Genomic DNA, 12,948 nt, shown 5'->3' on the forward strand with positions numbered 1-12,948 from the left:
CCATACAACCTTAACAAGAGGAGAATGATTCCCCATGATGTTGAAAACTCATTCCTGCGGCACCCTGACAAAAGCAAATGTAGGCGAGACCGTTACGCTGAACGGCTGGGTACAGCGTCGTCGTGACCTTGGCGGCGTATTGTTCATTGACCTTCGCGACCGGACAGGTATCGTTCAAACGGTCTTCAACCCGGATTTCTCAGGCGCTGCGCTTGAGATTGCGGACAAAGCGCGCAACGAGTTCGTATTGGCTTTGCGCGGTACGGTCGTTGAACGCGATCAAGAAACGTACAATGCAAACCTCGCTACGGGCGAGATCGAAATCCGCGTGACGGAGATCGAAATCATGAACGCGGCAAAAACGCCTCCTTTCCCGATTGAAGACGGAGTAGAAGTAGACGAGTCGATTCGTCTGAAGCACCGTTATCTGGACCTGCGTCGCCCGGAAATGCAGCGTACGATGCTGCTTCGCTCGAAGGCGTCCAAAGTGTTCCGCGACTTCCTGGACGGCGAAGGCTTCCTCGATGTCGAAACGCCGATTTTGACGAAAAGCACGCCGGAAGGCGCGCGTGACTATCTTGTGCCTAGCCGCGTTCATGCGGAAGAGTTTTTCGCGCTTCCGCAATCGCCGCAAATTTTCAAGCAGCTTCTGATGGTAGGCGGCCTTGAGCGTTATTACCAAATCGCACGATGCTTCCGTGACGAAGACCTTCGCGCTGACCGCCAGCCTGAATTTACGCAAGTCGACATCGAGACTTCCTTCTTGTCGCAAGACCAGCTTCTCGCGATGATGGAGCAGCTGATGGCGCGCGTGTTCCGCGAGACGATCGGCTACGAAATCCCGCTGCCGTTCCAACGCATCACGTATGCTGAAGCGATGGACAAATACGGCTCCGACAAGCCGGATCTTCGTTTCGGGCTTGAAATTAAAAACATCACGGACATCGTTGCGAACAGCGACGTGAAAGTATTCGCATCCGTAGCTGCTTCCGGCGGCGAAGTGAAAGCATTGAACGCGAAGGGCTGCGCGAGCTGGAGCCGCAAAGAGCTCGACGATCTACAGCCGTTCGCTGCCCGCTATGGCGGCAAAGGCTTGGCATGGATCACGGTGAAAGACGGCGAATGGCGCGGGCCGATCGTTAAATTCCTGAAGCCGGAAGAAATTCAAGCGTTGACGGCGCGTCTTGAAGTGGAGGAAGGCGACCTGCTGACGTTCTCGGCCGATAAGCCGAAAGTCGTTGCAGACGTACTGGGCAACCTTCGTCTGAAGTTAGGCCGCGACCTTGGCCTGATCGACGAGTCCCAATACAAGTTCCTGTGGGTGGTCGACTTCCCGCTGCTCGAGTGGGACGAGGATGCAAAACGTTATGTCGCGATGCATCATCCGTTCACGCGCCCGAACGAGGAAGATCTCGAGCTGCTTGCGACCGATCCAGGCAAAGTGCGCGCGCAAGCGTACGATATCGTGCTGAACGGCTACGAAGTCGGCGGCGGCTCGATGCGGATTTACAAGCGCGACGTGCAAGAGCTGATGTTCAAAACGCTTGGCTTCTCGATGGAGCAGGCGCATGAGCAATTCGGCTTCCTGCTTGATGCATTCGAGTACGGCACGCCACCGCATGGCGGCATCGCGTTCGGTCTTGACCGTCTCGTTATGCTGCTGACGGGCCGCACGAACCTGCGCGAGACGATCGCGTTCCCGAAAACGGCGAGCGCTACCGACCTCATGGTCGATGCGCCATCGCAGGTTGAGCTGTCGCAGCTGGAGCAGCTCCATATCCGTACAGTGCCTAAGCCATCGGTGAAGCCTGCACCGGCACCTGCTGGCGCTCCGCAAGCTTAATTCATTAACGGACACGAATATAAATGTTCCTTCGCACGCACATGGCGCGCAGCGCAACCATAGTCGCGTTCGCGTCATAGCTGCTGCATAGGAACGGGCTCGTCCGGTGTGCTTTTGCTGGCCTCAGCAGGAGCGCGCCGGACGTTTTCCCTATTTTGGACAGACCTAATAAGGAGGCGAATACGAACCATGCTGCATCAATTTTCTAGAACGGAGCTTGCGATTGGCCCGGAAGGGCTGGACGCGATGCGTGGAAGCACGGTAGCGGTGCTCGGCATCGGAGGCGTTGGCTCGATCGCAGCGGAAGCGCTGGCAAGAACGGGCGTAGGACGCATTATTTTGATCGATAAAGACGTGGTCGACATTACGAACATCAATCGGCAGATCCATGCGCTTACGACGACGGTCGGCGAGCCGAAGGCCGATCTGATGCGTGATCGAATCAAGCTGATTAATCCGGAGTGCGATGTGATCTCGCTGCGAATGTTTTATACCGAGGAGACATATGAGCAGCTGTTCGCTTATCCGCTGGACTATGTCGTGGACGCCTCCGATACCATTTCGTACAAAATCCACTTGATCAAGCAGTGTCTGGAACGCCGGATTCCGATCATTTCGAGCATGGGCGCAGCGAACAAGATGGACCCGACGAAGTTCCAGGTCGTGGATATTAGCAAGACGCATACGGACCCGATCGCGCGGGTCGTGCGGACGAAGCTTCGCAAGGACGGCATCCGCAAAGGGGTGAAGGTCGTCTTCTCTTCGGAAGAGCCGCAAAAGCCTCGCGAGGATGTCACGCAGCGAATCGTGCCGGAGAATGCGCCTGAGATCCGTAAAGCGCAGCAGCCTCCTGCGAGCAATGCATTCGTGCCGCCGGTCGCGGGGCTTATTATGGTGAGCGTCGTTGTGAAGGATTTGCTCGAAATCAATGAAAAGGCGCGCAAGCAGCAAGCCGACCAATAGCAGCAGACAAGCATTCCAGTTCGGCGCGTACAGCGCTGCGGAATGCTTTTTTTATTAAGTACCCAAGTTCCTTTGATCCGAACAAATGTGCGGATATTCCGCCGATATGCTATGATGGGAGAAGTTATGGTGTTCGTTACGTGTGACTAAGCACTAAGTCTAGAAGGAGCTGCGGCGTTCATGGATTTATTCAGCTATGGGGAAGAGCAGACCCCGCGGGCGCGATTGCTGGCGGATCGAATGCGTCCCGAGACGTTAGATGATTATATTGGACAGGAGCATATCGTTGGGGCAGGCAAGCTGCTGAGGCGTGCAATAGAGGGCGATCGGATCTCGTCTATTTTGCTGTATGGGCCGCCAGGCTGCGGCAAGACGACGCTGGCCCATATTATTTCGAAACGAACGGAAGCCGATTTCGTTAAGCTGAATGCAGTGGACGCCTCCGTGAAGGATGTCCGCGATGTGATTGACCGTGCGAAGACGGCGAAGGCGATGTACGGCCGCAAGACGATCTTGTTTCTGGACGAAGTACATCGCTTCAACTCCTCACGGCAGGATGCCTTGCTGCCTGCTGTCGAGCAAGGGATCATTATTTTCATCGGGGCAACGACGGAAAATCCGTTCCATTATGTTAACGGCGCATTATTGTCCCGCTCGACGCTGTTCCAGCTGCAGCCGCTTACTAAGGAGCATGCGCGCGAGGCGATGGTTCGCGCTTTAGCTGATGCTTCGCGCGGGCTAGGCTTTATGCGGCTTGAGGTCGAAGCGGAAGCGTTGGACCACATTGCGCAAACCGCAGGGGGCGATATCCGCCGTGCGTTGAATGCGCTAGAGCTGGCCGCCGTAACGACGCCATCCGAGCCGGACGGGTCCGTTCGCATCACGCTGGAAGTTGCGCAGGAATCGGTACGCAAGCCGACAGCCAAGGCGGACGAGTCAACGCAATACGATGTATTGTCCGCCTTTCATAAGAGCGTGCGCGGCTCCAGCGATGCGGCTTTGTTCTGGTTTCTGTACGCAGTCGAGAAGCTTGGCATGGAGCCGATGACGTTTATCCGGCGGCTAATCGTTGCATGCAGCGAAGATATCGGTTTAGCGAACCCGCAGGCGATGCTGCAAGCAACGGCTGCGCTGGATGCTTATCGCAAAATTGGCTGGCCAGAGGCCAAATATAATATTTCCCAAGCAATATTGTTCGCGGTGGAAAGCCCGAAGTCCAACGCAACGGCGGTAGCGATTGGACGTGTGATGGATACGATCGGCCAAGCAGGCACGATGGAGGTGCCGCTTCATCTGCGCGATGCTCATTACAAGGGCTCAGAGAAGCTTGGGCATGTCGGCTACCAGTACCCGCATGATTTTCCGGGCCATTACGTGGCGCAGCAATATTTGCCGGACCAGCTGCATGGCATGAGCTTTTATACGGCAACCGAACAAGGGATGGAAGATCGCATTCGTCAAAATCAGCAAAAGCGGCGCATAAAGCCTTCTCGTTAAAACAGCTTGCGGTAGGAGCGTCGAATAGGAAAAGCCTTCTCATTTGCAGTACGAGAAGACTTTTCCTATTTTTTACATAAAAGTTGCAGTTGACAAACTTTTTTGTATGAATACAATGAAAAGTAGGCACAAGTGCAGACACTCCTGCATAGAATGAAGTCGGATCCCTTTTTTTACTATAAAAGTTGACCTAGCGCAAAACCCTTTGCCTAGTACAAATATTGAGATGAGGTGAATGTTATGGCGAAGGACACAGGTTTAGCCATGCATGATCAAGGCTGGCGCAAGCAGCGCTCGGCCGATACGCTTCCGGAAGTTTACCGCTCGATGAAGATTCCGAAGACCGGATCTTGGTTTCGGAAGTTTCTGGCATTCGCCGGACCAGGTTACTTGGTAGCAGTAGGCTATATGGACCCGGGCAACTGGGCGACGGACATTGCCGGCGGCTCGATGTTCGGATATTCCTTATTATTTGTTATTTTGTTATCGAATTTAATGGCGATGCTTCTTCAAGGCCTTGCGGGTAAGCTCGGGATCGTGACGGGTCGAGATCTTGCGCAAGCATGCCGCGATCATTACAGCAAACCGGTGGCGATGGCACTGTGGGTGCTTTGCGAGCTTGCTATCGCAGCTTGCGACCTAGCAGAGGTGTTGGGAACCGCCATCGCTTTGCATTTGCTGTTTGGCATTCCGATATTATATGGCGTACTGATCACTGTTCTTGACGTATTTGTCGTGCTGATGCTGCAGAGCAGAGGGTTCCGTTACATCGAAGCGATCGTGATTACATTAATCGGGACCATCGGCGTCTGCTTCCTGGTTGAGATCATTTGGGCGCAGCCTAGCGCAAGCGGCGTGCTGGCAGGCTTCGCGCCTCGTTCGGAATTGTTCACGAATCCAGAGATGCTGTATATCGGAATCGGCATTCTCGGCGCAACGGTCATGCCGCATAACCTGTATTTGCATTCCTCGATCGTTCAGACGAGGCAGATCGAACAGACGCCCAAAGGCAAACGCCAAGCGATTCGCTATGCGACAGCGGACTCGACAATTGCATTGTCGCTAGCCTTGTTTATCAATGCAGCGATTCTCATCATTGCAGCGGCGACCTTCCATACGACAGGCAACACGGGCATTGCCGAGATCGAAGATGCTTATCATATGCTGGCTCCCCTTCTGGGTACGACTGCAGCAAGCGTTTTGTTCGGCGTAGCGCTTCTGGCCGCCGGCCAAAATGCGACGTTGACAGGCACGCTCGCAGGCCAGATCGTTATGGAAGGCTTCCTTAACATTCGGCTCCCAGCATGGCTGCGACGCCTTATTACACGGCTAATCGCCGTAGTGCCGGCTGTTATCGTAATCGGCATCATGGGGGACAGCGGTACGCTGGATCTCCTCATCCTCAGCCAAGTCATATTGTCACTGCAACTATCGTTTGCTGTAATCCCGCTGGTGAAGTTTACGAGCGACAAGAAGAAAATGGGCGAGTTTGCGAATCGGCTCTGGCTCAAACTTACAGCATGGATTGTGGCGATTGTTATTGCCGGTTTGAATATTTACCTGCTTGTGCAGACGGTCGGCGGATGGATCAGCTAGTTTGAATAAGCAAGCCTCAAGCAATAATCGGTCAGCCGCCGAATGTTGCTTGAGGCTTTTTTTGTATCCCAATCCGTTGCAGTAGGCTATGATTTCCGGAAAACGGCAGCATACACGTGAATGACGTGCATAATACAGGTCCTTTACTGAATACAGTGGATTACAGGGCGAATAGCGCCAAAACGAGGGAGGATGCGGTTTGACGCTATGGTTGTCTATCGAATAAGCTAAAGATTAACATACGGCTCGATTGTGTTATTTGTACAAAATAAAGGAGGTGCGCCTGCCATCGTATCGGATCGCCTTGAGGGCGGCATGCGGTTGGCAGGGTTTCGTTGAGTAGTGACCCTTTACCGATATGGTTGAAATTGATACTAATTGTGGTGCTGGTTGCCATGAACGGCTTCTTTGTATCTGCGGAATTTGCGATGGTCAAAGTGAGGAGCAGCAGAATCGACACCCTATTGTCCGGCGGGCATAAGCGAGCGAGGTTCGCGTCGTTGCTAACGGGCAATCTGGACGGCTATCTATCCGCCTGCCAGTTGGGTATCACGCTCGCATCGCTCGGTCTTGGGTGGATTGGCGAGCCTGCAGTCGCTGCCGTATTGGAACGCTTATTCGCAGGCGTAGGAATGAATAATGAGGTGCTTACGCATACGATTGCGTTCATTATCGCCTTTTCGTTCATTACGGTGCTTCATATCGTGTTGGGCGAGTTGGCTCCGAAGACGATCGCGATACGCAAAGCCGAAAGCGTCACGTTATGGACCGCCGCACCGCTCGTTCTATTTCACCGCATCATGTATCCGTTCATTTGGGTGCTCAACGGAATGGCGAATCGCTTATTGAAGCTAATGGGAATTGAGCCGGCATCCGAGCAAGACTCCGCGCATACGGAGGAAGAGATTCGAGTCCTCGTGAAGGAAAGCCATCGAAGCGGGCATATCGACAATACCGAGCTTACCTTGGTTGATAATATTTTTGAATTCGCCGAAACGCATGCCAGAGAGATTATGATTCCGCGCACCGAAATGGTCTGCCTCTACATGAATCTCTCTTTTGAAGAGAACAAAGCAATTGCGCTGAAGGAGATGCACACTCGCTATCCCGTATGCGATGCCGATAAAGACAACATCATTGGATTTGTCCATATTAAGGATATATTGAAGGTCTCTTCGCAAAATTTAAAAGATATTCGCATCATCACGAGACCGATGACGACCGTGCCGGAATCGATGCAAATCAGCATGCTGCTTAAGCTGATGCAGAAGCGGCGGACGCAGATTGCGATATTGATTGATGAGTATGGCGGGACATCAGGGCTTGTTACTTTAGAAGATATCATGGAAGAAATTGTCGGGGAAATTCAAGACGAATTCGACGAGGAGCGCCCCGAGCTGGAGAAGCGGGAGGACGATACGTATTCGATCAGCGGAATGATGCTGATTGAAGAAGTCAACAGTTATTTTGGAATGGGCATTGATACGGATGATTATGATACCATAGGCGGTTGGCTTTATTCGCAGATCGAAATTCCGCCTAAGCGTAATCAGCGTGTGCCTATAGATGAAGGCTATGAATTCGTGGTCGAAGAAACGGATCATCTGCGTATCTCCCGGGTAATGGTGCGCAAGCAAGCTGCCAGCGAAGAGAAGAAGGTGGAGCGGGACAGCGAGTTTGGTTAACGCAATAAGCGAATGGATCGTAAAAAAAGCCAAGATGGCGCAGGTATGATGCTCATACCTGTCAACGCCGTCTTGGCTTTTATTGTTGCGCATGCTGCTGGTTTAAGCCTGCAAAGCAAAGCTTGCTTCATCTACCATGTGCACCGTATGGATCGTACCGCCGCCCAAGCAGATGTCCCCATCGTAAAATACGACGGCTTGGCCAGGCGTTATCGCCTTTTGCGGCTGATCGAACACGACCTCAGCCATCCCGTCAGCGCTAAGCGTCACCGTGACGCCTTGGTCAGCTTGCCGATAGCGGAATTTAGCCGTACATGTGATCGGACCCTCTGGACGATTCGGGGAAATCCAGTTGATGCCTTCCGCCGTCAAGCGCTCCGAGTACAGCCTTGCGTGCGAATCGCCTTGCACGACGTAGAGGATGTTGCGTTCCAGATCTTTATCTGCGACAAACCAAGGCTCGCCATTGCCGGAACCGCCGATGCCAAGCCCTTGGCGTTGGCCTAGCGTATAGTACATCAGGCCATCATGCTGGCCTTTCGTTTCGCCTGAGCGCAGGTCGATCATCGGACCCGGCTGGGCTGGCAAATAGCCGCTAAGGAATTGTTTGAAGTTGCGCTCGCCGATGAAGCAGACGCCCGTGCTGTCCTTCTTCTTCGCCGTAGCAAGTCCGGCCTCCTCCGCGATGCGGCGCACCTCCGGCTTAGGCAAGTCGCCGATCGGGAACATCGCTTTGGCGAGCTGCGACTGATCGAGCTGGTGAAGGAAGTATGTTTGATCCTTGTTGCTGTCGACGCCGCGAAGCAGCTTCGTTTCACCGTTTGCCGTACGTTCTACGCGGGCATAATGTCCGGTAGCGAGATAATCGGCGCCGAGATCAATTGCCTTTTGAAGGAATTCGCCGAATTTGATTTCACGGTTGCACATGACGTCTGGATTAGGCGTTCTTCCGCGCTTGTACTCATCGAGAAAATAAGTAAATACTTTGTCAAAGTACTGCTGCTCGAAGTTAACCGTATAGTAAGGGATGCCGATCTGATCACAGACGCGGCGGACATCCTCGGCGTCCTCCTCTGCGGTGCAGTGACCGAACTCGTCCGTGTCATCCCAGTTTTTCATGAAAATGCCGATCACATCGTAGCCCTCTTGTTTGAGCAGAAGCGCTGTTACCGACGAATCGACGCCGCCGGACATGCCGACGACGACGCGTGTCTCCGCTTTCGTTTTGACCATGCTGGCCTACCACCTTTTCAACCTTAAGAATGTATGTATTGTATCACGCCTTCTCATCTTTTTCACCACAAGCGGGAAAGCCTATACCGCGGACCTTTATATTTTCATAATAAAGTCACGATAGATGTACCCGAAGCCGTGCGGATGTGCTAACATATACATTATATATGATATGGGAATACCATGATTTATATGGACCGAATCGGTCATCCATTATACGAATCACTAGACGCTGGAAAAGAGGTGCCGTTTTTTGAAAATTTCGACGAAGGGCCGTTATGGGCTCACAATTATGATGGAATTGTCAGCTAAATTTGGTGAAGGACCAATTTCGCTGAAGAGCATTGCAGAGAAAAACCAATTGTCCGAGCATTATCTGGAGCAGTTGATCGCGCCGCTGCGGAATGCTGGGCTGGTGAAAAGCGTTCGAGGCGCATATGGCGGTTACATTTTGTCTAAGGCTGCGGATCAAATTACGGCGGGCGATGTCATCCGCGTATTGGAAGGTCCGATCTCGCCAGTCGATTTCACGGAAGAGGACGACCCGGCGAAGCGCGACCTGTGGCTGCGTATCCGCGATAGCATCGCAAGCGTACTGGACTCGACGACACTTGGCGATCTCGTTACCTTCAAGGAAGAAGGACAGATCGACAACTATATGTTCTACATTTAGCGTGTACGGTTAGAATTGAGGAATCGCAATGAACAACTATTATTTTGACCACGCGGCGACTACGCCGATGCGCCCTGAGGTTGCATCGGCTATGCTTGCCGTTATGATGGAAGGCCCGGGCAATGCGTCGAGCATGCACCGTTACGGACGTGCGGCGCGCCAGCATTTGAATCGCGCGCGCGATATGGTAGCCAAGCTGCTTGGCGCCAAGCCTTCGGAGCTTATTTTCACTTCGGGCGGAACAGAAAGCGATAATTTAGCCATTATCGGAGCTGCACGCGCTATGCGTGCAAGAGGGAAAAACCATATCATTACGAGCGCTGCTGAGCATCACGCCGTACTTCATACCTGTCGAGCTTTGGAACAGGAAGGCTTCCAGCTGACAGAGCTGCCTGTCGACGAATACGGACAATTGTCCGTTGCTGTCGTTTGTGAGGCGTTGACCGAACAGACCGGCTTGGTAAGCGTTATGTATGCGAACAACGAAACAGGGACGCTGCAGCCGATTGCAGACATTGGGCGTGCTGTTCAAGCGCGGGGAGCGCTGTTTCATGTGGATGCTGTTCAGGCATTAGGCGCTGTGCCAATTAATCTAACGCAGCTTCCCGTTGATCTGATGAGCTTTTCCGCCCACAAAATCAATGGACCGCAAGGCGTCGGCGCATTGTATGCATCCGCAGGCGCGGGGTTGTCTGCCGTTCAGCATGGCGGTTCGCAGGAACGCAAACGCCGTGCAGGAACGGAGAACGTAGCGGGAATCGTCGGCTTTGCGGCGGCTCTTGAGGCTGCGGCGCAGACGATGCAGGAGCGGAAACTTTTAGCGGACAAGCTTCGTCTACAATGGATAGCGCGCATGCAAGCGGCGACTGATGGTCAGGTGGCAGTAAATGGGCATCCGACAGATCATTTGTCGCATATTGTCAACATCAGCTTCCTGGGCATCGATACGGAGACGATGCTGATGAATCTCGACATGGCAGGCATCGCCGCTTCGGGCGGTTCGGCTTGCACGTCGGGCTCGCTGGAGCGATCGCATGTGTTAACGGCTATGGGACTGCCTCACGAGCGATTAATGACAGCGATACGTTTCAGCTTCGGAATTGGGAATACTGGAGAGGAACTCGACGAAGCAGGGCAAATTGTTGAAACGATTGTCCGCCGCATTCGTAGATAACTTGCGAGGAGGCTCTCCATGCCGTGATCAAATTGCAGCAGCTGATCGGCTTACCAGTAGTTGACCTACATACCGGCAAGCAAGCAGGGAAAGTGAAGGATGCTTTATTTGACGAGCATTGGTCGATGCAGGGCATTATCGTGGACGCTGGCAAGTGGCTGCATCCCAAGGATGCTATCGTACAATGGGACAAGGTTACTTCCTGCGGTACGGAAGCTGTGATGATCGACGGGATGGATTCGGTTATGCCTCGAGAAAAGAAAGCAGCCGGGCGCTGTTTTCAGATCGGACAAGTGAAGCTGCGGGATATGCCAGTCGTTACCGTACAAGGTTCTCAATTAGGTCGCGTGTCGGATGTTTATTTTGAGCCCATTCAGGGTACACAGATAGTAGGATACGAATTAACGGACGGATTTATCTCAGATTTGCTCGAAGGACGCAAATGGCTGAGGACGCCGGAGGCATTCGATACCGTAAAACTCGGGGAAGATGCGATTATTGTTCCGGCCTATTGCGAGATGCAGTTGCTGCCGGTCGCGCCTTCCGATTCGAATATAGGGAGAAATGAAAGATGATGAGATGTCCGAATTGTAGCTCCAAAGACATCGGTAAAATCGGTTCCCATCAGTTTTATTGCTGGGGCTGCTTCATCGAACTGACAGTGAACGGCGAGAAAATGTCCGTTTATCAGGTTGAGGAAGACGGTACATTGAGTTCGCTCGATGACTTGTTCTTTGAAGAGGAAATGCCGGAGATCCACGCGAACGGATAGCACTGTCCGTGTGATGCTCGGCTAGTTGAGGCAGACGCGCAAAAGTGTCTGCTTTTTTCTATTGATGAAGCGGGCGCATACGCGCCAGTAAGCGCTCTACGTCGCATGACCGACGTGGAGCGCTTGTTTTTTGTGCGCAGACAAGGATGATAATAGCCGCTTGTACATATAATGTACGAGTCCGCCATTATGCGATTAACAGGCGAGTTTGGCCGTAACATCCCAAATGACGGGTTTCCGTGAGGAAAGGAGGCAGCACATTGGAGCGGTTTACGAATAGCCGTCTGTTCCGGACGTTCATTTATATCATTCTAGGCTTGATTATTGTTTATATGCTGCTGCTGCTGAAGCCGATTTTTATGGAGATTTACGCTTTCCTGCGAGCCGTGCTTGCGCCGTTTTTCATTGCGATGATTATTTCTTACGTGCTGAATCCTGTTGTCAGCCTGCTGCATGTGAGGAAGATGCCCCGGACGGTCGCTGTGCTGCTGATTTATACTGTATTTTGCGGGTCGTTGACGGTCGTGCTGATGAATGCCGTTCCGATGTTTATGGAGCAGCTTCAGGAGCTTAATCGGCATGCGCCGGAGCTGACGGTTCGCGCGCAGAACCTCGTGGAAAATTTGAATAACAACTCTCTTATGCCGGAAAGCATCCGTTCGGGCATTAACAATTCGCTATACAAAATGGAAAAGAAATTGTCCGAGTCCGTCTTCGACTTCGTGAACAATATCGGAGCAATGGTGAATGTCGTGTTTATTTTGTTCATTATTCCGTTCCTCGCGTTTTATATTTTGAAGGATTTCGAAGTGTTCGAACGGACGGTCATCACCTACGTGCCGAAGAGCCACCGCCAGCAGACGGTGCGACTGCTCAAAGACATCGATGCCGCGCTGGGCAGCTATATTCGCGGGCAATTTATCGTTTGCTTGATCGTCGGCGTGCTGGCTTATCTCGGATATTGGATTATTGGCATGCCTTATCCGCTGCTGCTGGCTGCCGTCGTTGCGATAACGAACGTCATCCCGTATTTGGGACCGTTTATCGGAGCGGCCCCGGCGCTGCTAATGGCAGCAACCATTTCGGTCAAAATGATGATTCTTGTCGTTGTTGTTAATACGTTATGCCAAATTCTAGAGAGCAACGTCGTATCGCCCCAAGTGGTCGGCCGTACGCTGCATATGCATCCGCTCTCAATTATTTTAGCATTGCTTGTAGGGGGAGAGCTGGCGGGCATCGTAGGCATGATATTGGCCGTTCCGATTTTCGCAGCGTTGAAGGTTGTCGTGCAGCATATGTTCGCTTATTACGTCCGTCGCAAGACGATTTGACAGACTAAGGGAACGACAGTATACTCTAGACAAGTATGCTTGAATATGAATGAAATCCGTGATGAAGTCGAAGTACGCCATAGCCCGTCATTCAGAGAAGGACTCCTTCGCGCAATTCGCGCGTTGGCTGCGAGAGTCCAATGGCGAAGAATGGCCGAAGCTGGCTTCGGAGTGTGAATGA

11 protein-coding genes are annotated in these 12,948 nt (G+C 52.6%); 10 read left to right on the forward strand and 1 reads right to left on the reverse strand.

Annotated features, from left to right (window positions below):
- Positions 1 to 34: 34 nt before the first annotated feature.
- The 5 genes from aspS (at position 35) to PAECUDRAFT_RS19560 (ending at position 7,584) form a co-directional block, all read left to right on the forward strand.
- Positions 35 to 1,843, forward strand: coding sequence for an aspartate--tRNA ligase (aspS, locus tag PAECUDRAFT_RS19540; RefSeq protein ID WP_006039870.1), 1,809 nt, complete (start codon positions 35 to 37; stop codon positions 1,841 to 1,843).
- Between the two features lie 189 nt (positions 1,844 to 2,032).
- The gene (locus tag PAECUDRAFT_RS19545) at positions 2,033 to 2,806 is read left to right on the forward strand and encodes a tRNA threonylcarbamoyladenosine dehydratase (protein WP_006039871.1); all 774 of its coding nucleotides are present in this window, start codon (positions 2,033 to 2,035) and stop codon (positions 2,804 to 2,806) included.
- Between the two features lie 180 nt (positions 2,807 to 2,986).
- The gene (locus PAECUDRAFT_RS19550) at positions 2,987 to 4,303 is read left to right on the forward strand and encodes a replication-associated recombination protein A (protein WP_006039872.1); all 1,317 of its coding nucleotides are present in this window, start codon (positions 2,987 to 2,989) and stop codon (positions 4,301 to 4,303) included.
- A 240-nt stretch (positions 4,304 to 4,543) separates the two neighbouring features.
- Positions 4,544 to 5,899 carry an Nramp family divalent metal transporter gene (locus tag PAECUDRAFT_RS19555; RefSeq protein ID WP_006039873.1) on the forward strand — a complete coding sequence of 452 codons (1,356 nt, stop codon included), beginning with the start codon at positions 4,544 to 4,546 and terminating at the stop codon, positions 5,897 to 5,899.
- A 395-nt stretch (positions 5,900 to 6,294) separates the two neighbouring features.
- Positions 6,295 to 7,584, forward strand: a complete 1,290-nt coding sequence (locus tag PAECUDRAFT_RS19560; RefSeq protein WP_233516790.1) for a hemolysin family protein — start codon at positions 6,295 to 6,297, stop codon at positions 7,582 to 7,584.
- Positions 7,585 to 7,686: 102 nt separating this feature from the next.
- On the opposite strand, the gene mnmA is transcribed toward PAECUDRAFT_RS19560, so the two are convergent.
- Positions 7,687 to 8,817, reverse strand: a complete 1,131-nt coding sequence (gene mnmA / locus PAECUDRAFT_RS19565) for a tRNA 2-thiouridine(34) synthase MnmA (RefSeq protein WP_006039875.1) — start codon at positions 8,815 to 8,817, stop codon at positions 7,687 to 7,689.
- Between the two features lie 253 nt (positions 8,818 to 9,070).
- Between mnmA and cymR the strand changes: the two genes are divergently transcribed.
- The 5 genes from cymR (at position 9,071) to PAECUDRAFT_RS19590 (ending at position 12,767) form a co-directional block, all read left to right on the forward strand.
- Positions 9,071 to 9,490, forward strand: coding sequence for a cysteine metabolism transcriptional regulator CymR (cymR, locus tag PAECUDRAFT_RS19570; protein WP_006039876.1), 420 nt, complete (start codon positions 9,071 to 9,073; stop codon positions 9,488 to 9,490).
- Between the two features lie 28 nt (positions 9,491 to 9,518).
- Complete coding sequence (locus PAECUDRAFT_RS19575; RefSeq protein WP_006039877.1) at positions 9,519 to 10,664, forward strand: cysteine desulfurase family protein; 1,146 nt, start codon at positions 9,519 to 9,521, stop codon at positions 10,662 to 10,664.
- A 23-nt stretch (positions 10,665 to 10,687) separates the two neighbouring features.
- Positions 10,688 to 11,239, forward strand: coding sequence for a PRC-barrel domain-containing protein (locus tag PAECUDRAFT_RS19580; protein WP_006039878.1), 552 nt, complete (start codon positions 10,688 to 10,690; stop codon positions 11,237 to 11,239).
- The gene (locus PAECUDRAFT_RS19585) at positions 11,236 to 11,436 is read left to right on the forward strand and encodes a hypothetical protein (RefSeq protein WP_006039879.1); all 201 of its coding nucleotides are present in this window, start codon (positions 11,236 to 11,238) and stop codon (positions 11,434 to 11,436) included. Before PAECUDRAFT_RS19580 ends, PAECUDRAFT_RS19585 begins: the two co-directional genes overlap by 4 nt.
- Positions 11,437 to 11,696: 260 nt before the next feature.
- Entirely contained in the window at positions 11,697 to 12,767 is a 1,071-nt protein-coding gene (locus PAECUDRAFT_RS19590; RefSeq protein ID WP_006039880.1) for an AI-2E family transporter, read from the forward strand.
- The last annotated feature ends 181 nt before the right edge of the window (positions 12,768 to 12,948 follow it).

The sequence above is a fragment of the Paenibacillus curdlanolyticus YK9 genome (assembly GCF_000179615.1).
GTDB lineage: Bacteria > Bacillota > Bacilli > Paenibacillales > Paenibacillaceae > Paenibacillus_T > Paenibacillus_T curdlanolyticus.